The 23474-nt window shown below is 61.3% G+C and carries 24 protein-coding genes; 13 read left to right on the top strand and 11 right to left on the bottom strand.

The features are described 5' to 3' along the window. Positions 1-236: 236 nt before the first annotated feature. The 3 genes from GNZ13_RS00700 to GNZ13_RS00690 form a co-directional block, all read right to left on the bottom strand. Positions 237-821 (bottom strand): TlpA disulfide reductase family protein, encoded by a 585-nt coding sequence (locus tag GNZ13_RS00700; protein ID WP_172159577.1) that lies wholly within the window; start codon positions 819-821, stop codon positions 237-239. Then, positions 811-1869, bottom strand: coding sequence for a transporter (locus tag GNZ13_RS00695; RefSeq protein WP_172159575.1), 1059 nt, complete (start codon positions 1867-1869; stop codon positions 811-813). The genes GNZ13_RS00700 and GNZ13_RS00695 overlap by 11 nt, the downstream gene beginning before the upstream one ends. A gap of 138 nt (positions 1870-2007) precedes the next feature. Further along, complete coding sequence (locus tag GNZ13_RS00690) at positions 2008-2373, bottom strand: DUF2946 domain-containing protein (RefSeq protein ID WP_172159573.1); 366 nt, start codon at positions 2371-2373, stop codon at positions 2008-2010. A gap of 599 nt (positions 2374-2972) precedes the next feature. Between GNZ13_RS00690 and GNZ13_RS00685 the strand changes: the two genes are divergently transcribed. From GNZ13_RS00685 to GNZ13_RS00655, 7 genes are all read left to right on the top strand, one after another. Further along, positions 2973-3707, top strand: coding sequence for a FadR/GntR family transcriptional regulator (locus GNZ13_RS00685; RefSeq protein WP_172159571.1), 735 nt, complete (start codon positions 2973-2975; stop codon positions 3705-3707). A gap of 445 nt (positions 3708-4152) precedes the next feature. After that, complete coding sequence (locus GNZ13_RS00680) at positions 4153-5232, top strand: sugar ABC transporter substrate-binding protein (protein WP_172159569.1); 1080 nt, start codon at positions 4153-4155, stop codon at positions 5230-5232. An 8-nt stretch (positions 5233-5240) separates the two neighbouring features. Next, entirely contained in the window at positions 5241-6230 is a 990-nt protein-coding gene (locus tag GNZ13_RS00675; protein ID WP_328807157.1) for an ABC transporter permease, read from the top strand. Beyond that, positions 6230-7000 (top strand): ATP-binding cassette domain-containing protein, encoded by a 771-nt coding sequence (locus tag GNZ13_RS00670; protein ID WP_172159565.1) that lies wholly within the window; start codon positions 6230-6232, stop codon positions 6998-7000. Before GNZ13_RS00675 ends, GNZ13_RS00670 begins: the two co-directional genes overlap by 1 nt. A gap of 236 nt (positions 7001-7236) precedes the next feature. Then, the gene (locus GNZ13_RS00665) at positions 7237-8721 is read left to right on the top strand and encodes a trypsin-like peptidase domain-containing protein (protein ID WP_328807156.1); all 1485 of its coding nucleotides are present in this window, start codon (positions 7237-7239) and stop codon (positions 8719-8721) included. A 142-nt stretch (positions 8722-8863) separates the two neighbouring features. Beyond that, positions 8864-10321 carry an NCS1 family nucleobase:cation symporter-1 gene (locus GNZ13_RS00660; RefSeq protein WP_172159563.1) on the top strand — a complete coding sequence of 486 codons (1458 nt, stop codon included), beginning with the start codon at positions 8864-8866 and terminating at the stop codon, positions 10319-10321. 136 nt (positions 10322-10457) lie between these two features. Beyond that, a complete protein-coding gene (locus GNZ13_RS00655; protein ID WP_172159561.1) occupies positions 10458-10841 on the top strand; it encodes a hypothetical protein in 384 nt (127 codons plus the stop codon). A gap of 145 nt (positions 10842-10986) precedes the next feature. Here the strand turns inward: GNZ13_RS00655 and GNZ13_RS00650 are convergent, their stop codons facing one another. Both GNZ13_RS00650 and GNZ13_RS00645 read right to left on the bottom strand, forming a co-directional pair. Then, positions 10987-11445, bottom strand: a complete 459-nt coding sequence (locus GNZ13_RS00650; protein ID WP_172159559.1) for a hypothetical protein — start codon at positions 11443-11445, stop codon at positions 10987-10989. Between the two features lie 162 nt (positions 11446-11607). Continuing rightward, the gene (locus GNZ13_RS00645; protein ID WP_172159557.1) at positions 11608-13179 is read right to left on the bottom strand and encodes a winged helix-turn-helix domain-containing tetratricopeptide repeat protein; all 1572 of its coding nucleotides are present in this window, start codon (positions 13177-13179) and stop codon (positions 11608-11610) included. Positions 13180-13449: 270 nt separating this feature from the next. Between GNZ13_RS00645 and GNZ13_RS00640 the strand changes: the two genes are divergently transcribed. Then, positions 13450-14235: an alpha/beta hydrolase gene (locus GNZ13_RS00640; protein ID WP_216674662.1), complete on the top strand. Its 786-nt coding sequence runs from the start codon at positions 13450-13452 to the stop codon at positions 14233-14235. Between the two features lie 180 nt (positions 14236-14415). On the opposite strand, the gene GNZ13_RS00635 is transcribed toward GNZ13_RS00640, so the two are convergent. Both GNZ13_RS00635 and GNZ13_RS00630 read right to left on the bottom strand, forming a co-directional pair. After that, on the bottom strand, positions 14416-14736 hold the full coding sequence (locus GNZ13_RS00635) for a DUF4148 domain-containing protein (RefSeq protein ID WP_172159579.1): 321 nt from the start codon (positions 14734-14736) through the stop codon (positions 14416-14418). 310 nt (positions 14737-15046) lie between these two features. Then, the gene (locus GNZ13_RS00630) at positions 15047-15496 is read right to left on the bottom strand and encodes an ester cyclase (protein WP_172159555.1); all 450 of its coding nucleotides are present in this window, start codon (positions 15494-15496) and stop codon (positions 15047-15049) included. Positions 15497-16212: 716 nt separating this feature from the next. Here GNZ13_RS00630 and GNZ13_RS00625 point away from each other — a divergent pair. The 5 genes from GNZ13_RS00625 (at position 16213) to GNZ13_RS00605 (ending at position 19002) form a co-directional block, all read left to right on the top strand. Then, entirely contained in the window at positions 16213-16755 is a 543-nt protein-coding gene (locus GNZ13_RS00625; protein ID WP_172159553.1) for a helix-turn-helix domain-containing protein, read from the top strand. Further along, positions 16752-17168 carry a VOC family protein gene (locus GNZ13_RS00620; protein ID WP_172159551.1) on the top strand — a complete coding sequence of 139 codons (417 nt, stop codon included), beginning with the start codon at positions 16752-16754 and terminating at the stop codon, positions 17166-17168. The genes GNZ13_RS00625 and GNZ13_RS00620 overlap by 4 nt, the downstream gene beginning before the upstream one ends. Next, complete coding sequence (locus GNZ13_RS00615) at positions 17165-17422, top strand: hypothetical protein (protein ID WP_172159549.1); 258 nt, start codon at positions 17165-17167, stop codon at positions 17420-17422. The genes GNZ13_RS00620 and GNZ13_RS00615 overlap by 4 nt, the downstream gene beginning before the upstream one ends. Beyond that, positions 17419-17811, top strand: coding sequence for a DUF1801 domain-containing protein (locus GNZ13_RS00610; protein WP_172159547.1), 393 nt, complete (start codon positions 17419-17421; stop codon positions 17809-17811). Before GNZ13_RS00615 ends, GNZ13_RS00610 begins: the two co-directional genes overlap by 4 nt. Before the next feature lie 237 nt (positions 17812-18048). Then, entirely contained in the window at positions 18049-19002 is a 954-nt protein-coding gene (locus GNZ13_RS00605; protein ID WP_172159545.1) for a LysR family transcriptional regulator, read from the top strand. Here the strand turns inward: GNZ13_RS00605 and GNZ13_RS00600 are convergent. From GNZ13_RS00600 to GNZ13_RS00585, 4 genes are all read right to left on the bottom strand, one after another. Next, on the bottom strand, positions 18999-19943 hold the full coding sequence (locus tag GNZ13_RS00600; protein WP_172159543.1) for a cupin domain-containing protein: 945 nt from the start codon (positions 19941-19943) through the stop codon (positions 18999-19001). The genes GNZ13_RS00605 and GNZ13_RS00600 overlap by 4 nt on opposite strands. Positions 19944-20125: 182 nt before the next feature. Then, positions 20126-21427 (bottom strand): HlyD family secretion protein, encoded by a 1302-nt coding sequence (locus GNZ13_RS00595; protein WP_172159541.1) that lies wholly within the window; start codon positions 21425-21427, stop codon positions 20126-20128. A 35-nt stretch (positions 21428-21462) separates the two neighbouring features. Next, complete coding sequence (locus tag GNZ13_RS00590; RefSeq protein ID WP_172159539.1) at positions 21463-22971, bottom strand: efflux transporter outer membrane subunit; 1509 nt, start codon at positions 22969-22971, stop codon at positions 21463-21465. A 54-nt stretch (positions 22972-23025) separates the two neighbouring features. Continuing rightward, a complete protein-coding gene (locus tag GNZ13_RS00585) occupies positions 23026-23463 on the bottom strand; it encodes a MarR family winged helix-turn-helix transcriptional regulator (protein WP_172159537.1) in 438 nt (145 codons plus the stop codon). Positions 23464-23474 lie beyond the last annotated feature (11 nt).

The following is a 23474-nucleotide window of genomic DNA, read 5'->3' as shown; positions in this document are numbered from 1 at the left end:
CTTCACTACAAGCGATTTTCGCCGTCCCCCGCGCACCACCACACAACAAATCAAGGACTTACGACTGCGGTCGGGTCAGGAAATGGCGAAAAACGGTGGCTTTCAGGCGCGAATAGCGAAAGTCGGGTTAGGCTCACTAGCCTCATGTCCACGGTAAGATGGATTGGCTTCTTCATCGGCATATTGCTCTTTCTTGAAGTTCTCGAGAGGCTCTGATTCATCCGCCGCCCACGCATCTATTGCCTTAGGAGTGGCGTGACGACACGCTGCAAGCGCTCAGTTGTCCAAACGGGATATTTGTCGTCCCACCCGTTGTCCGCGAGAAGGCCCGTTCGTCCGATCGTGAAGCTCACCGGAATGCGCCACATGCGCCCGTAGTCGCCTGCCCAGGCGCAGCCCAGCATCCCCACCGGAAAGCTCAAGTCAGCGGCCACCTCGCGTACCGTTGACAGATCGTCTGCTCCATCCAGACTGAACCCGAGTACTTGCAGCCCTCGATCTGCGTTGCGCGCGGCGTAGGCGGACAAAAGAGGCAGCTCGTCACGGCACGGCTCGCACCAGGTCGCCCAGAACGTCAGAATAACCACTTTGCCGAGCAGATCAGCGCTGTTTATGCTCCGGCCATCCAGTGTATGGAGGACTAGAGGCGGAGCAGGTTGACCAACAGCCAGCGTGGCAGCGCGAGTCGCCGATGTGCGGCCCAACCCGCCCACACCTAGAGACACTGCAAGCACGGCACGCAACCACGCGCGCCGCGCAGCCGATATTGTGGATGCAGGGTCCGTCTGCGCCAGTGGCTCTCGCGATATGTCAGAACGCATAGCTCATCCCCAAGTTGCCGGTCCAGCGTGGAAACAACTGATAACCGTCGAGCTTGCTGTATATCGCACGCTGCACGAAGCCATACACCTCGAGGTTTTTCCATACGTTAACGGTGATGCCGGGGCTGACATAAACGACCGTTCCCGCTGTGTTCGCAGTATCCGCGAGCGTGCCCTGGTCACGGCTCTTGCGGGTGACGTTGATCTGCAACTGCGGAACCCACTTCGGGTTCGCCTCATAGCGTAGGCCGAGGCTCACACTGGCCAGATTTCCAGGGCGGTATGTCGCGCCCGCATGATCGAGGTTTTCCACGATTGCGGACTGGAATTGCCCGTTAATGAACGCGTCGAAATTCTGGCTGATCGCCTGGTAATAGTAGGCCCCTACGATCAGGTCAGTACTGCCGGTGCCCGGCTGCAAGCTGGTGTCGAGCGCCTGGCCTGCGGCCGCATTGGGGCCATTCGAGAAGAACACTGGATTGTGCCCAACGGTTGCGCCGGTGTTGACGTTCTGACCGCCATACCGCCCCGTGGGTAACTTGACGCCAAGCTGCAATCCAAGATTGTGCGTGGGCAGAAAACCCTGATAGCTGGCGATGAGCTTGATGTCTCCCAGGCCTTTGCTGGTTGCGCCGCTCACGTTGTCGGGAGTGAGCTGGTCCGTCGTCGCGTTGCCATAAGTCGTGTGGCTACGGTAAATGTAAGGAATGAGCGCACTGAAGTTCCAGCTCGCGCTGGGGCTATAGCTGATGCCGAGATTGATGTATCGATTGATCGTCTGGCGCTCTACCTCCTGGCTGCCACCGGCGTCATTGATACTGGCGGGCTGTGTATTCGACACTGAACCGGTTCCGCTGCGCAACTGGTTCTGGTTGATGAAGTCGTATTCGATGTTGATTCGCCAGCCTGGGGCGGCGGAATAGCCCATCGCTGCATCGGTGCTCAAGGAGCAGCCGCAAGTGGCGCATGCGTGAGCCGCAGCGGGAAAGATCGCGGCCATGACGAAAGGCAGCGTGCAGCGCAATAGCGCGTTCTGGTTGGTAGACATGGTTTCCTCTCCGCTCGATGCGGGCGCGCGTCAACCCCCTCCTCGGGTGGAAGGACGTGCGTGTTTTCCTGAGACGACAGACTGCCGCGACGGCCTGATTACGAAGCAGGCTGACGCTGCGGTTGACAGAAACAACGACTAGGAAAGGACGGGAGGATCGCGAGGCCGGCCAGATGGAAACGCGGCGGCGTGAGGGACAAACGGGGGCGGCGCCGATACTTGCGCATCCGCTACCAATAGCGTTGCAACGAGGCCGGCCGGAGGGACGCTCAGAGCGGCTACATGATGAGCGAGGAGATCGCAGTATCCACACGCCGCGAGCTTGTCCGGAGACGCATGGTGTGCGGCGGGAGCGTCACTGTCGACTGCCGAACAAATGGCACTGACCGGATCATCGGCGCGGGACGCAACGAGCAACTGACTCACGAGCGGCGCGAAAACGACGAGCCACATGGCGATGAGGCCAAGCCATGCGACAGAGTGTTTGTGGGCGCGGAGCTTCATGGGTAATCAAAAATTTTTCAGGATTCTATCCATCGGATAGCGAGCCTGTATAGCACTTTCCTTATGCGTGCCATCAGCCGGAAGGGGCCGGATCGACTGGACAGGTACTTCGTTAGGCAACTGAAAGTCAGCACCGTTTCGCGCGGAACAGAAAGCACCCACGGTGACATCGAAACGTTGATCGGCCGAAAGGGTTTGCGAGACCGGCGGTGCGAGCATTGCCATCGGGATTGCAAGCAATCTGAGAATGCCGCCAATCTTCGAATGGAAAAGGCGAGGCATGATCTTGACGGAACGACCGACCGGCTAGTGTGTTGTAGACGATTGTCGCGCACGCTTTTGACAGCGCCGATGGGTAGATATCCTACAAAAGAGTAGGGAAAGAACGGGGCATGACAGCGCCCAACCACAGCATCATTGGTCGAGTACAAGACCGGCGTCGGCGCCCAGGCCCCGCCAGATGTCGCGTGCTATGCTCGAACGAGCAACCTGTCTCCACGAAACAAACCCGTATCCGTGTCGACGACGAGGTAAGCGCCATCCAGAACGCTGCACTGGTCGGCACAAGACTGAGCCGGACACGACCGCAATCGCAGACCATGGACTACCGTCATCTGCAACAGCGCAAGAGCCTGCACGGCCGCATTGTGCAGGAGCTCGGCATGGATATCGTCGGCGGCAAGGTACAGCCGGGCCAGCGGTTGCCTGCCGAGGCTGTCCTGTGCGAGCGCTATGGCGTTAGCCGCCCCGTGCTGCGCGAGGCTACCCGTGTGCTCGTGGCAAAAGGGCTGGTCGTGTCGAAACCGCGTGTCGGCAGTGTTGTGAAGCCTCGCGCGGAATGGCACATGCTCGACCCCGATGTCCTGTACTGGACGATCACCAGTGTTCCGGAAGGCGAGTTCTTCAGTTCGCTCCTGACCGTGCGCCGCGTTATCGAACCCGCGGCGGCTGCACTCGCCGCCACGGCTGCGACAAGCGAGGATCTTGCGCGCATTGCATCTGCTTACGACCAGATGGAACGTGCGGAAACCGCAAGCGCGCTACTAGATCCGGATCTCGAGTTTCACCGCGCGATCATGGCGGCCACTCACAACGACCTGCTGGCCTATATTGGCAACATGCTGTCACTTGCCCTGTCGGAATCGATCAAGCTGACGAGTCGTCATCCCGACACGCATGCGCTTTCGTTGCCGCGTCACAAGGCGATTCTCACTGCGATCCAGAGCCGTGACCCGCTGGGCGCGCGACAAGCAAGTCTGGTCCAGCTCGACAACGCACGCGCGGACGCGGAGAGCGTTCTGGAAACCGGCAGCCAGTTTCAGACACAACCCTAATCCGAACGTGGCGGCTGAGCCGATCCCATGAGCAGAGCGTTGCGGACGCTTTACGTACTCCACACTCCTCTCTTTCCAGTCGCGAACTCTGATAGTCATACTATTAAGGCGGTGCATTGTGCAGATCATTTTGCCAACGCATGACCCGCGCCGAACGAGCCCAGCCTGTCCCGTCATCGTGTTGCGCTGCACTGCCGGATGCGAATATGGAAGACTGCGCTGCACCGCAAAAACTAATTAGTCCGACTAGTTAAGGGTATACATTGATTAGTAGGTAAAAGGGCGTGATATAGCATTTTCTGGTGGGTAGTCATGCGTACGCGCGTGCACGTGGGTTTCATGAAAGAAGTGATGCCCAAGCTCCGGTGTTTTTTTGCCGGGGCTTTTCCTGCTTGCGCCGTCATGGACAGTGAAGTGTTCAACATCTGAGAGACGGGAGATCGAGATGGCGCAAGCGAAAGAAGACAAGGACGAAGTGCAAGGCATGCGTCGGGGATTGCTGCAGGGCGCGGGCCTGTCTGCAGCACTGGCGCTAATGGGTGGAATGATCACGCCGGCCCAGGCAGCGGAAGCCGGTTCGTTCCCGGCACACAAGCGATGGAAGATCGTATTCGTCAACCACGTCACAACGAATCCGTTCTTCGTTCCGACGCAATACGGCATTCAGGATGCGACCGCTTTGCTGGGGATGGACTACCAATGGACCGGCTCGGCGAATGCCGACATCGGCGAAATGGTGAACGCGGTCAATGCGGCAATTGCCGGGAAAGCCGACGCAATCGCCGTACCGATCGTTGACCCGAAGGCGTTCGATAAACCCATTCAGGCCGCACTCGACGCCGGCATTCCCGTATTTGCCTATAACGCCGATGCGCCCTCCGGTTCGACGAATCCGCGCCTTGCCTATATCGGCCAGGATCTTTATCTGTCTGGCTATCAAATGGGCGAGCGAATCGCAAACCTCATCGATAGCGGCCTCGTCGCGCTTTTTATCGCAACGCCAGGCCAACTCAACATTCAGCCACGGCTTGACGGTGCAGCAGCCGCAATCAAGAAATCGGGCAAGAAGATCGACGTGCAGACCATCGCAACCGGCGCGACCGTCAACGAAGAGCTATCGAAGATCAAGTCCTTCTTTCTCGGCCACCAGGATCTCAAAGGCATGTTCGCGGTGGACGCGGGCAGCACCCAGGGCGTCGCCGAGGTGATGAAAGAATCCAACCTGCCGTCTAAAGGCGTCCACGGCGGTGGCTTCGATCTGTTGCCGCGCACGGTCGATCTGATTCACAAGGGCTTCCTCGACTTCACGATCGACCAGCAGCCGTACGTGCAGGGTTTTTATACGGTAGTGGAAGCATTCGTGTTTCTCGCCTCCGGTGGGCTCGTTGGGCCGGCCAATGTCAACACGGGCCTGAAGTTCGTCACCAAGGGCACCGTCGATCCATACCTGAACACGTCGACGCGCTATGAAGGCAAGAGCACGAAAGCCCAGATCGTGCCACGCACAGGTGCGATCAAAGGGTGACGTCTTCCGTGACGGCTGCTCAAAAAACCGCTATACGTCCGAGGCGCTGGTCGAGCGCGCTCGGGCGTTCCAGCGAGATTCGCATCTTTGCGGTTGCGCTGATCCTCAGCATCTACTTCGAGACAGTCAACCATGACTTCCTGCTGACCAGCGCGAGTCTTCAGAATCTTTCGCAGTTCATCGCCCCGGTGGCGATCATTGCCTTTGGTGAAATCATGCTGATGATCGGTGGGGAGATTGATCTCTCCGCCGGGATGGTCTTTGCGTTTGCGCCTTTCATCATGCATTTTGGCCTCGAGGCTGGCTTGCCGGCATGGCTTGCGATGTTCACCGGCGTGATTGCAGCGGGCCTCGTCGGGTTGATTAACGGCGCGGTGACGGTGTACTTGCGCATCCCGTCCTTCGTGACGACGCTCGGTACGTTGTTCTTCGTGAACGGCCTCACGCTGACGATCTCACGGGGCACACCGGTTTCGCCACCGGGGGATTCGGCGTTTGCGGCGTTCATGGGGGAATGGGGTTACAGCGAGATCATCTGGACGCTTGCCATTGCCGCTGTGATGCACGTGCTGCTTCGCCATACACGCTGGGGTTTGCATACGATCGCGTCGGGCGCGAATCCGCTGGGCGCGAGCGAAGCGGGGATACAGGTCAGGCGCCTGAAGCTCGGCAACTTCATTCTCGCCGCGCTGCTTGCCGGATTTACCGGGATCCTGGAAGGTTTTCGTATCACGTCGATCGATCCGCAAGCGGGCGGTAACCAGATCATGTTTCTGGCCGTTGCCGCAGCCGTGATTGGCGGCACGCCGCTCGCCGGTGGATCAGGCACGATCATTGGTGGGCTGATCGGCGCGGCGGTGCTTGGCATTCTCAACGACGGCTTCACGCTGATCGGCATCAACGCCTTCACCTTCAACATGATTCTCGGCGCCGCGATCCTCGGGGCGATGATCTTCAACATCCACGTGGTTCGTCTCGCGCGCAAGGGAGAGTTGTAATGTCCGAGGTGCTGGAGGTGCTGCGCGGCGAAGATATCGTCAAGCGTTTCGGCGCGGTCACCGCGCTCGATGGCGTCACGCTGACACTAAGACAGGGTGAGATCCTTGGCGTGCTTGGCGACAATGGCGCAGGCAAATCGACGTTGATCAAGATTCTGACTGGTTTTCATCAGCAGACCAGCGGCAAACTATTTGTAGGCGGCGAGGAAACGTTGCTTCGCTCCGTTGATCACGCCCGTTCGCTCGGCATTGAATGCGTCTACCAGGACCTGGCGCTTGCCAATTCGCTGAGCATCTATCACAACATGTTCCTGAACCGGGAAATCATACGTCGCGGGCCGTTTCGCCTGTTGAACAATCGCGCCATGCGTGAGCGCGCCGCCGAGTGTCTTGAGGAAATCGGCGTGCACGTGCCTTCGGTCGACCTGCCGGTCGAGCAACTTTCCGGCGGACAGCGGCAGGCTATCGCGGTCGCTCGCGCGGTCAATTCGGATGCAAGGATACTGCTGCTTGACGAACCGCTCGCCGCGATGGGCGCCCGCGAAGCTGGACTGATCATCGACCTGATCCTTCGGCTCAAGAGCAAAGGGGGTCTGTCTATCGTCATGATCATGCACAACTACGCGCAGACGCTCGACATCGCGGATCGTGTGATGCTGATGCAGCGCGGACGTGTCACTTACCAGCGGGAGGCAGCCAGCACGTCGGTCGAGGAACTGATGGATATCGTGCGGCGGGAGTATCGCGCGATGCGGACAACAACGAACTGACACGAGACTGTCACCTGTGTGAGCATTCGAGTTGGGAATAATCTACCCACGCTTTCAAATGCCGACGCCCGCGGCACATCGCTGTGCCAGCTGCAACCGTACCCCAGGATTTGCACTCCCTGCAATTTCCCCTCCTCCCCGCTATAAATCATATTAGACCGGGGTCGCGCATTGTCGTACCTGCGCATTCGATGCGCTCACCAGCCCTGGCATGACGACCGCCACGGAGGTGAACTGTGTTTCACCCGACTCCTGCTCGCACCTTGCTTCACGCTGCCCTGATAGCGGCTTTTCTCTCCGGCTATCCGTGCCTGCATCCGACGGCGAATGCCGCGGCCGTGGCTCCGCCACCTGTAAAGGAGAAGCGGGTTTCACCAGTCAACGCTTCGGCATCGGTCGACTTCCCTACCATCGTGGAGCGATACGGGCCCGCCGTCGTGAATATCACCGCGACTGCCTCTGAGCAGTCATCGTCGATACCCTCTCCCGCGGCAATCGATACTGACGATCCCCTCCTTGCCTTCGTCATGCATAGGGTGCCGCAATCACAGGCGTCTCAAGGAAGTCCGGCGCGCGCCATCACGGGTACGGGCTCCGGTTTTATCGTCAGCCCCGACGGCCTCATTCTGACCACCGCCCATGTGGTGGATCAAGCCGATCAATTGACGGTCAGACTCACCGATCGACGCGAGTTCAAGGCAAAGGTCGTGGCGGTCGACGCTCAGAGCGACGTGGCAGTCATTCAGATTGATGCCACGAAGCTTCCGACCGTCAAACTTGGCGATTCGTCGCGGGTGCGCGTCGGTGAATCGGTCCTCGCGATCGGCTCGCCCGACAGCTTCGCGAATACCGTTACCGCCGGCATTGTCAGTGCCACGTCTCGCACGCTCCAGGACGGGAGCAGTTTTCCCTTTTTCCAAACCGACATCGCCGCCAACCCGGACAATTCGGGCGGCCCACTGTTCAACCGTGCCGGCGAGGTGGTCGGCATCGACGTGCAGATTTACGTGGACTCAGACAGGTACCCCAGCCTGGCCTTTGCCATCCCGATCAACATGGCGGCCAAGGTGCGATCGCAGGTGCAAACCACGCAAGCGACATCTCCGGGCGGCCTGGGCGTGGAGGTACAGGACGTCGGCCCCGGCTTGGCGGTGGCCTTTGGCCTGCCGCGACCGGCAGGTGCGCTGGTCAATTCCGTCGCGCCCGGCACAACGGCCGCCGCGAGCGGCCTCAAACCAGGCGACGTGATCACCCGGATCGGCGACAAGCCGATTGATCGCTCGGCCGATCTAAGCGAGGATGCAGCTGCTTTGCCGCCTGGGACGAAAACCACACTCAGGCTGATCCGCAATCACAGGCCGATGACCATCACGGTCATGGTCGGCGCGTCTGCGGAAAGCCCCAAAGCTCGACCAAGCGAAGGCGGCTCAGGCGCAGGCGCAGGCTCAGGCTCAGGGGATCGCCTGGGCTTGAGCCTGCATCCGCTGACTGAAGACGAGCGGCGCGCGAGCGACCTGGCCGTTGGTCTGATGGTGGACGGAGTTGATGGGCCGGCGGCAAAAGCCGGCATCCAGCCTGGCGATATCGTCCTGTCGCTCAATGACACGCTGGTCGAAACGCAGGCGGACGTGACCGCGCTGGAAGCAAAGGCAGTCAAACAGGTAGCCGTGCTGATCCAGCGTAACCACGCGCGCAGTTTTGTTTCGGTCGAGGTTAGATGAACATCAGGGTTAACCCATTCGAAACGATGCGGTAAAGCACATACAGTTCTCACATGCCAGCTGGCTTCAGACGCGGTGGCATCTCCGCCCAGGCGTGTCCGGCGGTGTTTCCTTAGCTCCACGAGATCAAAGGAGATGACAGATGGAAATCCGCGATCCTTCCCCCGGCCTCTACAACGAAGATCTCGCGCCCGCAAGGCAGCGCAACTGGGGTGCCTTCAGCATCTTCAACGTCTGGACCTCGGACGTGCACAGCCTCTGGGGCTACTACCTCGCCGCCAGCCTGTTCCTGCTGTGTGGCAGCTTTATCAACTTCGTGCTGGCGATCGGGCTCGGCTCGCTGGTGATCTTCGCGCTCATGAATCTGATCGGCTTTGCCGGCGAGAAGACCGGCGTGCCTTATCCGGTGCTGGCGCGCGCCTCCTTTGGCGTGTGGGGCGCCAACCTGGCCGCAATGGTGCGCGCCGTGGTGGCCTGCTTCTGGTACGGCGCACAGACGGCAGCCGCGTCGGGTGCGGTGGTCGCGCTGCTGATCCGCAGTGACAGCCTGATGGCGTTCCACAAGGGCACGCATTTGCTCGGCCACTCAGGGCTGGAGGTGATCTGCTACGTGATCATCTGGGCGCTGCAGTTGCTCATCATCCAGAAGGGCATGGAGACGGTGCGCAAATTTCAGGACTGGGCCGGTCCGGCGGTATGGGTCGCGATGCTGATCCTGGCGATCGGGCTGTGCGTCAAGGCCGGCGGATTCTCTTTCACCAGTGGCATTCCGATGAATGTGCTGCTTGAGAAGACCAGTGATGCCGGCGTCAGCGGCGAGCCAGGCTCGTTCTGGGCGTTGATGGCAGTGGGTGCGACCTGGATCACCTACTTCGCGGCGCTATACCTGAACTTTTGCGACTTCTCGCGCTACGCGAAAAACCGCGACGCAGTGAAGAAAGGAAATCTGTGGGGCCTGCCGGTCAACCTGATCGCGTTCTCGCTGGTCGCCGGCGTCACCACCATCGCCGCCTTCAAGGTGTACGGCGAAGTGCTGCTCCACCCCGAACAGATCTCGGCCAAGTTCGACAGCTGGGTGCTGGCACTCATCGCGGCGCTGACCTTCGCAGTCGCCACACTGGGCATTAACGTGGTGGCCAATTTCGTCTCGGCCGCGTTCGACATCTCCAACACGTTCCCCAGGCGGATCAGCTTCAAGAGGGGTGGCTACATCGCCGCGGCCATCGCGCTGGTGCTCTATCCGTTCGCGCCGTGGGAAGGCAACGCCGCGCACTTCGTCAACGCCATCGGCGCCACGATGGGCCCGCTGCTGGGGATCATTCTGGTGGACTACTACCTGGTGGCCAAGCGCAACATCAACGTCGCGGCGCTCTACCAGGAGCACGGCGAGTACCGCTACGAAGGCGGCTGGAACGTCAACGCGCTGGTCTCCGCCGCGATCGGCAGTGTCTTTTCGACCTTCCTGCCTAACTTCACCAACCTGCTGCCGGTCTGGTGGAATACCTACGGGTGGTTCTTCGGCGTGGCGATCGGTGGCGGCATGTACCTGATCATGGCGACGCTGCGGCCGCGTGCCGCGATCGCACCGACCGGCGCTTGAGGGTTTTCCTGAGGAGCGGGTAGCGTGTAGCGGTGACGCTCGGCCTTTAGTGCGCCGAGCAGGCACGGCAACAATGCCGATGGTTGAGCGGCGGCGGTCATGCTAGGATTTCTCGCAAACAACTCCGGAGACTGCTATGCCGTTCATCTGCGAAAACGTTGAATGTCGCGCCGTACTGGCCCGCGGACAGGTCAGATCCATTCGCGAGAACGAGGGGTGGTGCTTCTACTGCCCGGACTGCAAGGCGAGGAACCCGTTGAACGATATCGGCGTGCCGGGCGGCCCTGTTGAGTTGGTTCAGCCGGAGAGATCAGATCTTCCGCACAAGGTGATTGCAACGGCTCGACCCTTGGAGGACGGCAAGTACGCGGCGCAATTGCGCGTACAAAGGGCACTCGGTATGAAGGGGACTTACGCGGTCGAAGAGCATTGGGAACAGCTCGGTGTATTCCCCGACGCGCACGAGGCCGTCGCGCATGCGAAGTCCATTGCGGCAGACTTGCTGGACCGAAAAGCATAGTCCCGATTGGAACGCTAGATTCAACCGTGCGCACCGTGTGCGGATCTTTACGGCCGGCTCGCGACCGTAGATCCGCACGACAACCGGGTGCTGCATGACACGCCGCTAGACACGATGTTACGGGTTTGAATTCATACGGCATCACTCACGAAGCGTCGGCGGGAGCGAGCTTGACAAATAGTTTGGCTGCTTCGTTGCCATGGGACAAAGCGCGCAGTGCAAGGGAGAGCGCTAGCTGCGCGTCGTGGGCGGCTGCGCTACGGTCCTGATCGAAGAGCTTGACGGCGTGACGCATATGCTGCGCCGCTTGCTCGTGAAGCTCCGTTGCCATTGCGTGATGTTTTGCTGCGTTTGCGTTGTCTGCGCCAGAGCCGGTCGAAGCAGGCATTACCGGCGGCGCATTGGTGCTGTGTGCACCCGCGTCGTGTGCCTCGTCGATCGCGTGCAGCGCGTGGCCATGGGCCATCATCGCCTGGTGCGCAGCGTGCGCATAGTCTTGACCGGCTTCGAAATACCGCGCCGCCGCGCGGTGATATCGCGCAGCCTGCTCGTGATGTGACGCCGCGGCTTCAAGATGTACTTTTTTGCTGTGCTTCGTGCTCATACCGTCTCCTGTGAAACTGTAGGACCGACCCCGATGACGATCGATTCGAAGACACCGTGGCGGGTCGGAAACCACTGCATCTGAATTTACACGCACTTGCGCTCTCGATGAAAACTTGTTCCCCGGTTGCCTATCGTCGCGCGACCGCGGCATAGCCCATACTCAGGGAACCGTGTTGGAGGATGTAAGCAATCCAGCTCTGTCTAGCCCCTTCGCGATGCGAGCCAGATCCTCCGGATTCCTGAATGGCATACGAGCGATGCGGTCGGCGAACGTGTAGACCGGGTTGATGGCGATGAGCTCCTCCCAGACACCACGCGCTTCGTCGAGATACCCAAGGTTCCCGAGTGCCGAAGCGAGATAAGCCCGGCTCATATCCGTCTGAGGGACAAGGAGGATGCGCTCCCGCAGGATGGCTACGGCTGTTTCATAGTCGCCGGCAACGATATGGGCCACGCCGAGATGGTGCAGATAGCCCTGGGTGAAATACGAATCCAGCCGCATGGCCCGCTCCAGATCGCGAATCGCCACCCGAGGATGCCCCGAATAGATGTTCAGCGTTGCCCGGAGAGATAGTGCTGGGGCGAAGTTCGGGTTGAGCGAGAGCGCTTCGTCGACTTCGAGAGCCCAGCGCTTAAAGTCTTTCCGGTACATCGCGACCAAGGCGGCCACACCGTGCGCGAACGGGTCGCTCGAATCGCGCTCGATCGCTTGGTCGACCAATTTTTCGGCTTCGGCGAGCGAGCGTTCGGGGTCGTCGGTCCAGCGGTTGTAATAGGCATAGGCGAGGGCCATGCCTAGCGCCGCATAGGGGGCCGGATAGTCGGGATCGAGAGCGATCGCCTGCCGGAACAGGTCGCTCGTTCGCTCGAAGACGGCAACATTCTGCGTCGCGCCCCGCTGCATCGCTCGGCCCCGTAGGAAGGACTGGTAGGCTTCCATATGCGTCGTTCCGCCGGATGCAACGCCGGGCCATTGGGCGCCCTCGACTGGACTCAACGCGGCGCTTAGCTCAGCGACAATCTTTCGAGCGACCTCGTCCTGTACCGCGAACATGTCATGGAGTTCCCGGTCGTATCGTTCGGCCCACAAATGGCAACCGCTTACCCCATCACTCAATTGAGCGACCACGCGGATGCGCTCGCCGCTCTTCCGAATGCTCCCTTCGACGATGTAGCGCGCGCCGAGCTCGCTTGCGATGCGTCGCACGTCCATGGGCATGCCCTTGTAGGCAAAGCTGGAGCTTCGCGCGATCACGACCAGGCCCGGGATCTTCGATAACGTTGTGATGATCTCGTCCGCCAGCCCGTCGGCGAAGAAGTCCTGATCGGTATCGTTGCTGAGATTGGCGAACGGGAGGATTGCCAGCGACGGCTTTGGTGAAGGCTCGTCGACAGCTTCTTCAGACGTCGTTTCAGACGTCGTAATAGAGCTCTTAAAACAATATCCAATGCGCGGAATGGTGGTGATCCACACCTCGCCATCGGGCGCGAGGCCAACCGCTTTTCGCAGCAGCGCGATCTGGACCGAAAGATTGCTCTCCTCGACGACGGCCCCAGGCCAGGCCGCGTCCATGAGCTCCGCTTTGGTGACAATCTCTCCCGGCCGTTTGAGCAATGCGGCCAAAAGCAAGATGCCCCGGCGCCCAACCGCCACACGCGCTCCCTTCCGCTGCAGCGTCCCGTTGTCGAGATTAAGTAAGAACGGACCGAAGATGAAACGCTGTCTCTGCATATGACTCCGTGCCGCAACGGTTTTGGGAATTATTCGGAGATTATTCGGCAGCCCTTCAATACGCCAGCGCTTGCAGTCTCAATACTGCTTCACGCTGCGGCCCTCTGGTCCATTTTGGTAACCGTAAAAAACGGCCGCCGCACAAAAAGGAGAGGCAGACGAAATGACAATCCTACCATCGCCCGCACCGTCAGTCGCGAGCCAGACGGCCACCGTGCTCATGGCCTGACGAGCACACACCTCCATCACACTTTATAAATGAGGTATCAGATGCGACCCAATTCTTTCCCCTCCTGGCGCACCATTCTTGGCATGCTGGGCTTTACGTCGCTGACCATCGGCGTCATAGCGCCAAGCCCTGCCGCCGCCGAGCGCGTCAACAACGTCGTGCTGGTCCACGGCGGCTTCGTCGACGGTGGTGGCTGGGAAGGGGTATACAAGCTGCTGAAGGCCAAGGGCTACAACGTCAGCATCGTTCAAAACCCCACGACGTCACTCGCGGCCGACGTGGCTACCACCAAAGCGGTGGTGGACGCTCAGGACGGCCCGGTGGTCCTGGTGGGTCATTCGTACGGGGGGGCGGTCATCACGGAGGCCGGCAACGACCCCAAAGTCTCGCGCCTGGTCTACATCGCGGCGTTCGCCCCGGACAAAGGCGAATCGGTTCAAAAACTTATCGGCAATCCCCCTCCCGGCGCTGCGGTGCCGCCCATCCTGCCGCCGGTCAACGGCTTCCTGATGCTGGACAAGGCGAAGTTCGCTGCGGCCTTCGCCGGCGACGTGAAGGCTGAACGCGCCTCCTTCCTTGCGAATGCCCAAGTGCCATGGGGTGTGGATGCCCTGGCGGGTGAAGTCACCTCGGCGGCCTGGCGTACGAAGCCGAGCTGGTACCTGGTCACCAAGGACGACAAGATGATTCCACCGGACGCTCAGCGCGCGATGTCCAAACGCGCCGGCGCCACGGTCGTTGAGACTCCGGGTAGCCATGCTGTGTACGAGTCGAAGCCTGCTGCTGTCGCGGCCCTCATCGAGCAGGCCGCTACTTCGAAAAACTAGGCACAGCGCAAAGCGGAATGCGCATGACGCCCTTCGAGTTGATTCTTGAAGGGCGTTTTGCCAAGCAGGCCTTGCAATTCACGTTCGCGCAAATCTTCGGCTGTCGGCATCTACCGATTACCTAGCACAGGTTCAACGTCGAGGTTGAGGTCGACCAAGAACGGACCTTCGCGATCTCTATCAATGACCGAAGTAGATCGAGTGAGTCATTCCGGTTGCCGTCGGCGCCCCCGCCTGCGATGAGCCATCCGGCGCTCCGCCTACGCCCGAGCTCCCCGGCGCCGTGACATCCTGCGCTTGAACACGCGCCTCCGCCGCCTGAATATCTTCTGGGTAGTGCACATCTTTGGCGGCCGGTCGGTACCCGGCTTGTTCTACTCGAATCAGATCCGCGCGTACTTCGGCACGCGTCAACGGACCAGTAGAAGCTTCCTGTGCGAAAGAAGCAACTGGGGTGGCAAGTACGCCGGCAATCAGCGCTGCATAGATAAGGGCCTTCATAGTGAAATACCTCCTGAACTTGAGTTTGGTCAGCTTCACGCCGCCGCGACTGAAGCCTCCGATCTCACTACCTCGTGGAAACAGGAGTGAGTGCTCCTTATTCTGTACAGCGAAGATGGATGCACGCTGACGCTCACATTACATTGATGTCATGTTCGCTTCGCCTTCAGGAGTGACGGGGCCACCTTGGAAGCGATCGTTCAGGTCTCACGGGTTCGAAGGGCTGCAACGGGCTGGGGTGTACCCGGCCCGTTGCAGCGTTAAATGCGCACGGCGTTGCCAAAACATATCGGACGCATCGCGCCTTCAATCACGCCGCGTTGATAAGTCCGAGTTGCTGCAGAGCGGTCACGCCGTCGTCCAGGCCGATTTCTTCAACGATCCTGCCGTTTTTAAGCTGGAGCACAGTCGTGCCAGTGAAGCGCATTTTCCGTCCGGTCGCAGCCGGCAACGATCCGATAAGGAAATCGCTGAATGCCGGACCGGTATGCGTGCCGCCACCCTCCCAACGGCCGACTACATAGTCCCCCTCGGCGATGAGATCAGCGGCGCCCCAGAAGTTGAGATCCGGGAATGCTTCGCGGAAATCGATCATGAATGCCTTGATGTCCTCGCGGCCACGGCGCGGCTCGTGCAGCGAGTAGCGCAGAAGCATGTCAGGAGCAGCAAGTTCGTCGACGATGTCGAGGTTGCAGGTCTTGCCCCAGAAATCGGTAAACCAGCGGCCCACGATGGCCTTGTTGTCATCTTCCTTGGACATGGTGAATTCCTCATTGACTGTGGTTGAAAGAGAGATGCACGATCGCCCCTCTCTGCCTGAACAATATTCACGCGAGCAGTCAGCAGCCCCCCGTTTCTTGCTGCAATACTCGACGAACCGCCATGCGGTTTGTGGTGACTATGGTCACTTTGGCATGCCGTTCGTAGGCAACCGCGCCAGCGGTCAAAGGCAACAAAACCGCATAACTGTGTGCGTTAAGCGCGGCTTCGCGTTCATCGGAATTGAACAGCAAGAAACGGAGTGCCTGTACCGATCTGCTGCGCTAGCTTGAGCATTCGATCCCGCAGTAGCCGAGGTCGGCGGACGACGCGCGGCGCGTCCGAACCACGCTTATCTCGCAGGCGCTCGACATGCCAATTTTTTTTTATCGTCGTCGCGCTCGCCTGTCTTTCATCGACTGGAGTTCCACCATGTTGCCATTTCTCTCGCTTCACGCTCTTGCAGCACAACGCGGCGACGGACTGCGCCCTGAACTTCTCGCCTTGTTCGAACGCCATGTCAGATTGGAGACGGGTCTCGCTGCCATCATCGAACCTGACGAAACAGAGCCCCCTTACCAAGCGGTAGACGTTGTTCCCAAGGTCCCCGTGGCGCCGTGCGGCGCCGATGAGTCTTCGCGAGAGCCTGTGCGGCGCTAGGCGGGCACCCGTGTCGGGCCTAAACTACCCGCACACCGCCAGCCGCCCTCGGAACTCATGCCCCCTCGAGAAGACCATAACGCCCAGCCGCTTTCCTCGCCCCCTGCACCGGTCGGCGCCGACGCATTGCAAGACCCGGCCTTGCTGCGCCGCCTGCTACGCGCCAAAGACCGGATGGACGCCGCCTCGCACGAGGCCTGGCCCGTCAAGCGCCTGGCGGAGGTCAGCGGCGTCTCCGAAGCCCATTTCGCGCGCTCCTTCAAGCGGGCTTTCGGCCTCCCACCGCACCGCTACCTGCTGACACGGCGCATCGAGCAGGCCACCACCCTGCTGCGCGACACCGAGCTCAGCATCACGGATATTGCCTTCGCCACCGGTTGGGAGAGCCTGGGCACCTTCGGCCGCACCTTCCACGACATCACCGGCCAAAGCCCCGGCGCCATGCGCCTTGAGGCCAAGGCCAACATGCTTCAACTCGACCGCGTGCCCGCCTGCGTCCTGAAGGCCGCGCAGCGCCCCGACCTCAACATCGCAGTTTTGGAGAAGCGCCGCCGCGTGGCTAAAGATACATTCCGGCCATCAACCAAGGAGGAACCATGAACCAAGGTATCAATGTCGTCGGTTTGTACGTCGATAACCAGGACGAAGCGCTCACGTTCTACGTCGAACAGCTCGGATTCCGCGTCCACACGGATGTGCGCAACGGTCCCTACCGTTGGCTCACGGTCCAACATCCGGATCAGCCTTCGTTCCAGCTCGGCCTGTTCACACCCGGCCCGCCCATCCACGACGAGGCCACCGCGCAAACCCTGCGCGCCATGGTCGCCAAGGGGGCCATGCCGCCCCTGGTCCTCTCTGTGACCGACTGTCGCGCGAGCTACGCCCAGTTGAAAGCCAGAGGCGTGGAATTCACCCAGGAGCCGGTAGACCGCTTCGGCAGCGTCGATGCCGGTTTCCGCGACTCCGCCGGTAACGGCTGGAAGATGATCCAGGCCCCGAGGAGCACGACATGAACACCAGCACCTGGATTCGTCGGTTTCACCGGTGGGTATCCATCGCCTTCACGCTGACGGTTATCGCCAACTTCGCCGCCATGACCCAGGGAAACGGCCACCCGCCGCCCTGGATCACCTACGCGCCGCTGCTGCCGCTGGCCCTTTTGTTGTTCACGGGGCTCTACCTGTTTGCGCTGCCCTACTTCAGCCGCGACCGCACCCGTCATAGCCCGCAGCGTTCTGTAGGCGACCAGGAGGCGCCACTCGCATGAAGAACTCCCCCATCGCGCACGCGGAACCCGCGTCCGAACTCATCGACGCCCGGATTCAGTCGCTCCCCGATTGGCGAGGCAGCCTGCTCTCCAGCCTGCGGAGCCTCATCCGAGCGGCCGACCCCACAATCGTCGAAGAATGGAAGTGGAACACGCCAGTCTGGTCCAGCCACGGCCTGGTCTGCACCGGCGAAACCTACAAACAGGTCGTCAAGCTCACCTTTGCTCGGGGTGCCTCCCTGCCAGATCCGGGCCGCCTCTTCAATTCCAGCCTGGACGGCAAGGTCCGCCGCGCCATCGACATCCGCGAAGGCGATGAGGTGGATCAGCCAGCGCTGACCCACCTGATTCAGGCAGCGGTGGAATTGAACAAACGTTCAGCGCGTTGATGACCACGCCGATTTCAGCGGGAAAGCAATCTGCTCGCTCGCTTCTCTACGGCTTTGACTCTGCGATCGGCTCCTCTTCACGTTAGCAGCGCTGCACCAGTACACTACCCGTCTAAGCAAAATCCGGATGATCCGGTCCGCGCATGTGCCGAGGTCTCGCGGGCAGAGCGTTGCGCGGGTACCGGTCCTCACTTCGTGAAGTCCCTTGCAGAACGCGCGATTCGCGTCAGAAAAGCCATGGATTATTTTGCCGCGGTACGGGCCTTCGTTAGCGCAGCCGAACTGCAAAGCTTCAGCAAGACGGCCCATGAAATGGCAGTCAAGACCTCGACCATCTCGCGCTATGTGAGCGAGCTGGAAAAGGATCTTGGCATTGCGCTGTTTAACCGATCGACGCGTGGCCTCGTCCTGACGGAGGGCGGCAGGCTATTTCGTGAACACGCCATGGTGGCCCTGCAGGCGCTCGATGACGCGCGCCAGGTTACGTCCTCACTGAATCGCACACCGCAAGGCGTGCTGCGCGTCACGATGCCGTCGGCATTCGGACGCCGGCATATCGTGCCGCATCTGCCGGCGTTCATGACGCGCTACCCTGCCATCGGCCTCGATATCGTGTCGACCGACGAAACGCTCAACATGATCGAAGCTGGCATTGACGTGGCGATCCGTATCGGCGTGCTGCCCGATTCGTCATTGATGGCCAAACGCCTTGCGCCACATCGTCGTATCGTCTGCGGCAGCCCGGCGTATTTCGAGCGGAGCGGGATGCCTCATGTCCCTGAAGATCTGGCCGCGCACGATGCGCTTCGCTTGTCCTTGCTGCCCGACGACAAATGGTCTTTCACCCGCGCCGCCGATGCACTGGCGTCGCCGGAACAGGTGCTGGTGGAATTGCGAGGGCGCTTGCGCGCAGACGACTCCGAAGCAGTGCTCGAACTCGCTGTGGCCGGTTGCGGCCTTGCTCTCCTGCCAACGTGGCTCGCGTCTACGGCCCTGCGCGAAGGGCGCCTGCAGCACGCGCTGCCTGAATGGGAGGCGCGCACGGGGCGAGCCGAACCAGCGGTCTGGGCGGTCTACCCACCGAAGAAAATCGTATCGTCCAAGGTGCGCGCGTTCGTGGATTTCTACGCCGAGGTGATTGGCGAGCCGCCGTACTGGGACGACGGACTCGCACTGGCGCTTCAGCCTTAACGGGCGAAGCGGATGTCGAGCGTGCGCAGCCAGGTCTGCAAGCCGGCATCCTGGATCGGAATCACATAAGCGTTTTCGTTCGTTTCATTGAAATGCGCATGCCAGTATCCCGGCGGCGTAACAAACGTCATCCCGGTTTCCCAATCCACACGGGTTGGATTCGCGATGTTGCCGTTCTCATCCAGTTCGGTCCCGACCAGCGTATAGACGCCTGGCTGGCCCCCAGCGATGAAGTCGAGTGCAATCGACTGGTGGCGGTGCGGCTTCTGCATCGAGTTGGGCGGCACAATGCCGAACATGGCCCACAACACATGCGTGACCGTTCGCGTCTGCGGGAAGTTGGCGTTGCCCATCAGCACGCTGATGCGGTTGCGGCGGCCCGCATTGGCTTGCTCCGAGACCTTGCGCAATTCCGCCTGCGCCTGGGCGGCCGGATAGAGCGTCGGCGCAAAGCGCGCCTCTACACCGGTCGTGCCGAGATAGGTAAGCAACGGCGCGTCGTTGACGTAATAGAGCGTGGCCGTCGCGTCAGCGGACAGCACTGCGACATCGCCGCCTGGCAGGGTGAAGAAATCGCCCTGCGCGAACGGGAAGCGGGTCTCGCCCTGCGTCACGCTGCCGGTCCCGCTGATGACGTAGCAAACCTGCGAGGTCGCGTTCGGGGCGAGCGTCAATGCGTCCCCCGCGTTGATGCGCAGGAAATTGGCGCTCAGGCCCGGACCAGTCGCGGGGCCGGGGCAACCCAACTCCGCGGAGAGGTCGAGCGGCACGACTCGGGTTGCGCCGTCCGCGTACAGCGAGGGCGGGAAATTGCGGAAAGGCACGCGCGAGATGAGCTTCGCGCCGATCGGATTGGCGGACGACGTGTACTCGAAGTATTGCGCGTCCAGGGTCGCGACAGCGGGTTCGGCGAGAAACGCCGGGGACGTCTTGGTCAACATGATCTGCTCCTTCAGGTTAGGGAAGCTTCGTGCGGGTCCCCTCATGAAGTAGGGGTTAGCGTCCGAAAGCTGACCTGACTATAGGAGCGTGGCGCTGGCCTCAGAAGTGCCGGGAATCGAAATCACCTTTGCGCAAAGGGGCACACCGCGCGCCTAGTGATGTATGCCAATCCGATACCGTGTCAACCCGCGTTGCGCGCCTGATCGCGCGTCTCCACGTTCTTCGCTGACGGCGCTGCGGCAACCGTGTGCGACGCCACCTCGTTCTGGGCAATGATCTTCGCGATCTCGGCGTCGGCCTGTGCGCCGTACTGCGCAAACACGTCCGTGTGATAGGCCGTATTGACTGCCGCGCCGAGCTGCGTGCCGGAATCGTCGCGGGTATCGGTGTCGACCTGCATCGACAGGCCGATACGCAACGGATGCGCTTCGAGTTCACGCTGGTCGAGCTGGATGCGCACCGGCAGACGCTGGACAATCTTGATCCAGTTGCCCGTGGCGTTCTGCGCCGGCAGCACGGCAAAGGCGCTGCCCGTGCCTGCTGAGAAGCCGACCACCCGGCCGTGGTATTTGACGCCGGAGCCGTACACATCCGCCGTCAGCTCGACCGGTTGACCGATGCGCATATGCCGGAGTTGCCCTTCCTTGAAGTTCGCATCGACCCACACGCCGTCGAGCGGCACGATCGCCATCAGCGCCGTACCCGGCGCGACGCGCTGGCCGACCTGCACCGAGCGGCGTGCCACGTAACCGGTGACGGGGGCCGGCAACGTGTTGCGTGCGTAGTTCAGGTAGGCGTCGCGCACCTTCGACGCAGCGGCCTGCACATTCGGATGCTGCTCGATTGTTGTGCGGTCGGTCAGTGCGTGATTGGCTTCGGCCTGCTGGCGCGCAGCGTCGAGCGCGGCCTGGGCAGCGTTCACCGCATCGCGGGCGTGGGCAATGTCTTCGGCAGACACCGCACCCGTGCCTGCAACAGCCTCACGCCGGTGCAGATCGTCGTTGGCGCGAGCGAGGTCCGACGCGCGTTCGGCCACCGTTGCTGCATAGAAATTGTTGTTCACGTAAAGGCCGCTGACCTGACGCACGGTCTGGCCAAGCGTCGCTTCGGCGTTCATCAGCGCAACTTTCGCATCGGCGCCGTCGAGCGTGACGACCGGGTCGCCTTGCTTGACGATCTGCGTGTCGTCAGCGTTGACAGCCACCACGGTGCCGGTGACCTGCGGCGTTAATTGCACGAGATTGCCGCTGACGTAGGCGTCGTCAGTCGACTCGTGATAACGCGCATACGTCATGTAGTACGCGCCGTACGCCGCGCCCGCTGCCACTACGGCCATGCCGAGGAGCGTGAGCAGCAGCTTGCGCTTGCGTGGCGGGGTCGCTTTCGGCGCGTTATCCGCGGGTGCGGCCGGTGCGCCGCTGGTGTTCTCGATGACTGCTTCGGTGTCCGCCGTCTTGCGGTCGGACGTGGTGGTATCGCTCATTTCAGTTCTCCTGATGGGTGTGCGAACGTGCCGTATCAACGTGCAGCGACGACGGGGTTGGATGGCGCGGCAGCGTCCGCGCGACGGGTTTCATCTTTCGAGGTATCGACATAACCGCCACCGAGTGCCGAAGCGAGCGCAATCTGCCGGTCGCGGCGGTCCATCTTCAGATCGGCAACGGCCTGATCGGCATTCAGCGCGTTCATGTCGGCGTTGAGCACGGTCAGCTGGTTGGTCAGGCCGGCCTTGTATTGCGTGATCGCCAGCTGGTCAGCGCTCTGCGCTGCCTCCTGGGCGGCTTGCGCATCGACGAGTTGCACGTCGCTCGAACGGATCTGCGCAAGCTGCGTGGCGACTTCGCTCAACGCGGTAATCAGCGTCTGGTTGTAGCCGGCCACTGCATAGTCGAATTCGGCGTAACGGCCTTTCAGTTGTGCGCGCAATTCACCGCCGTCGAAGATCGGCAGATGGATCGCGGCGCCCGCCGAGCCCGTGCGGCTCGCGGCGGTAAGGAGCCGGCCGAATCCGAATGCGTCGAGCCCCATGGCAGCGCTCAAGTTGATGTCCGGGTAGAACTCGGCCTTGGCTTCCTTCACCTCGTGCGTGAGCGCATCGACGCGCCAGCGGGCCGCAACGATGTCCGGGCGGCGGCTCACCAGATCCGCCGGAAGGTTGTCCGGCAGACGCACTTCGTCGCCCACGCCGAGCGCCGGGCGTTCGATCGACAGACCGCGATCCGGACCTGCGCCGAGCAGCGCGGCCAACTGGTAACGCGTGGTCAGAATGCTGCCGTCGAGGGCCGCGAGATTGGCACGGCTCGTGGCGAGATTCGCCTGCGCGGTTTTACGCTCCACTTCGGTATCGAGTCCGGTCGCGATGCGACCCGCCGTGATGCGGTCGATCTGTTCGCGGCGCGCAACCTCCTGCTGCGCGATGTCGCGCAGCGCATACAGTCGGGCGAACTGGTTGTAGGTGCGCGCAATCGACGTATTCAGCGTGAGCTTGACGACTTCGGCGTCAGCCTGGCTTGCCTCCACCTGCGACACGGCCGCCTTGAGTGCCTCCCGATTCTTGCCCCACAGGTCGAGGTCATAGGAAGCGGTCAACAGTCCCTTGTTCTCGGTCTGCCAGGAGCCACCAATCGGCTGCGGCACAAGCGCGGTGCCGCTGTACTGCTGGCGCGTGATGGAGTAATCCGCGTCGACGCGCGGCAGCGTGCTGGCCTTCGCGGTTTCGCTGAATGCCTGCGCCTGGGCGACCCGGGCACGAGCCTGCTCGAGCGTCGGGCTACCCTCGAGGGCTTCGGCGAGCAGCGCCTTCAGTTGCGCGTCACCGAACTGGTCGGCCCAGTCAGCGGACGGCCAGTGACCGCTTTCGGCCGGCACGCTCTGCGTAGTTTCGTACTGCTGCGGCTTGGCCATCTGCTTGTCGCTGTGAATGCCGGCATAGTTGGCACAGGCGGAGAGCACGGCGGCGAAGATCACGGACACGCCCAGTTTCATCACACGGGAGGCGCTGCCGGTTTGATAAGTCTGCTTATTCATTTTCTGACCTGTCAGATAATTGAACAAAAAAAATGCGGACCCGTGCCGCACGGCTCATTCGCCGATGAACTTGCGAAGAAGGCGACGCAGCTCTTCGAACTCGCCCTTGGTGAACTTCTTCAGGCGCTCGTTCAGCACTTGGGGCGCGATTTCCGGAATCTGGGCGGCGACTTCCTCGCCCTTGTCCGTCAGCGCCAAATTAACCACGCGGCGATCGTCGATGCTGCGCGAACGTTCCAGCAAACCCTTCGTTTCCAGCTTGTCCAGCATGCGCGTCATGAGCCCCGTGTCGATGCCAAGCAACTTCGACAGCTCGAACGGCGTAGTGGCGATACCACGCGTGAGCGCAAGCAGGATGCCCATCTGCTGGCTGCTGATGTCGAGGTCCTTGAGTGCCGCGTCCATCTCTGCCGTGATCATGTTGCGCGCCTTGGTCAGCATGAAGCCGACGCTTTGCGTAAGCATGAAACTCCCCTTCGTGTAGTGGTCCATCGAGCTCTCCT

The organism is Paraburkholderia elongata (genome assembly GCF_013177735.1).
In the GTDB taxonomy this organism is placed as follows: domain Bacteria; phylum Pseudomonadota; class Gammaproteobacteria; order Burkholderiales; family Burkholderiaceae; genus Paraburkholderia; species Paraburkholderia elongata.
Note: the sequence above shows the minus strand (reverse complement) of the source record. Positions and strands in the feature narration are given on the sequence as shown.

What these genes read in the sequence shown, in the direction of transcription:
- GNZ13_RS00700 (WP_172159577.1), bottom strand. Translation starts at nt 821, where the DNA reads ATGCGTTCTGACATATCGCGAGAGCCACTGGCGCAGACGGACCCTGCA.
- GNZ13_RS00695 (WP_172159575.1), bottom strand. Translation starts at nt 1,869, where the DNA reads ATGTCTACCAACCAGAACGCGCTATTGCGCTGCACGCTGCCTTTCGTC.
- GNZ13_RS00690 (WP_172159573.1), bottom strand. Translation starts at nt 2,373, where the DNA reads ATGAAGCTCCGCGCCCACAAACACTCTGTCGCATGGCTTGGCCTCATC.
- GNZ13_RS00685 (WP_172159571.1), top strand. Translation starts at nt 2,973, where the DNA reads ATGGACTACCGTCATCTGCAACAGCGCAAGAGCCTGCACGGCCGCATT.
- GNZ13_RS00680 (WP_172159569.1), top strand. Translation starts at nt 4,153, where the DNA reads ATGGCGCAAGCGAAAGAAGACAAGGACGAAGTGCAAGGCATGCGTCGG.
- GNZ13_RS00670 (WP_172159565.1), top strand. Translation starts at nt 6,230, where the DNA reads ATGTCCGAGGTGCTGGAGGTGCTGCGCGGCGAAGATATCGTCAAGCGT.
- GNZ13_RS00660 (WP_172159563.1), top strand. Translation starts at nt 8,864, where the DNA reads ATGGAAATCCGCGATCCTTCCCCCGGCCTCTACAACGAAGATCTCGCG.
- GNZ13_RS00655 (WP_172159561.1), top strand. Translation starts at nt 10,458, where the DNA reads ATGCCGTTCATCTGCGAAAACGTTGAATGTCGCGCCGTACTGGCCCGC.
- GNZ13_RS00650 (WP_172159559.1), bottom strand. Translation starts at nt 11,445, where the DNA reads ATGAGCACGAAGCACAGCAAAAAAGTACATCTTGAAGCCGCGGCGTCA.
- GNZ13_RS00645 (WP_172159557.1), bottom strand. Translation starts at nt 13,179, where the DNA reads ATGCAGAGACAGCGTTTCATCTTCGGTCCGTTCTTACTTAATCTCGAC.
- GNZ13_RS00640 (WP_216674662.1), top strand. Translation starts at nt 13,450, where the DNA reads ATGCGACCCAATTCTTTCCCCTCCTGGCGCACCATTCTTGGCATGCTG.
- GNZ13_RS00635 (WP_172159579.1), bottom strand. Translation starts at nt 14,736, where the DNA reads ATGAAGGCCCTTATCTATGCAGCGCTGATTGCCGGCGTACTTGCCACC.
- GNZ13_RS00630 (WP_172159555.1), bottom strand. Translation starts at nt 15,496, where the DNA reads ATGTCCAAGGAAGATGACAACAAGGCCATCGTGGGCCGCTGGTTTACC.
- GNZ13_RS00625 (WP_172159553.1), top strand. Translation starts at nt 16,213, where the DNA reads ATGCCCCCTCGAGAAGACCATAACGCCCAGCCGCTTTCCTCGCCCCCT.
- GNZ13_RS00620 (WP_172159551.1), top strand. Translation starts at nt 16,752, where the DNA reads ATGAACCAAGGTATCAATGTCGTCGGTTTGTACGTCGATAACCAGGAC.
- GNZ13_RS00615 (WP_172159549.1), top strand. Translation starts at nt 17,165, where the DNA reads ATGAACACCAGCACCTGGATTCGTCGGTTTCACCGGTGGGTATCCATC.
- GNZ13_RS00610 (WP_172159547.1), top strand. Translation starts at nt 17,419, where the DNA reads ATGAAGAACTCCCCCATCGCGCACGCGGAACCCGCGTCCGAACTCATC.
- GNZ13_RS00605 (WP_172159545.1), top strand. Translation starts at nt 18,049, where the DNA reads ATGGATTATTTTGCCGCGGTACGGGCCTTCGTTAGCGCAGCCGAACTG.
- GNZ13_RS00600 (WP_172159543.1), bottom strand. Translation starts at nt 19,943, where the DNA reads ATGTTGACCAAGACGTCCCCGGCGTTTCTCGCCGAACCCGCTGTCGCG.
- GNZ13_RS00595 (WP_172159541.1), bottom strand. Translation starts at nt 21,427, where the DNA reads ATGAGCGATACCACCACGTCCGACCGCAAGACGGCGGACACCGAAGCA.
- GNZ13_RS00590 (WP_172159539.1), bottom strand. Translation starts at nt 22,971, where the DNA reads ATGAATAAGCAGACTTATCAAACCGGCAGCGCCTCCCGTGTGATGAAA.
- GNZ13_RS00585 (WP_172159537.1), bottom strand. Translation starts at nt 23,463, where the DNA reads ATGGACCACTACACGAAGGGGAGTTTCATGCTTACGCAAAGCGTCGGC.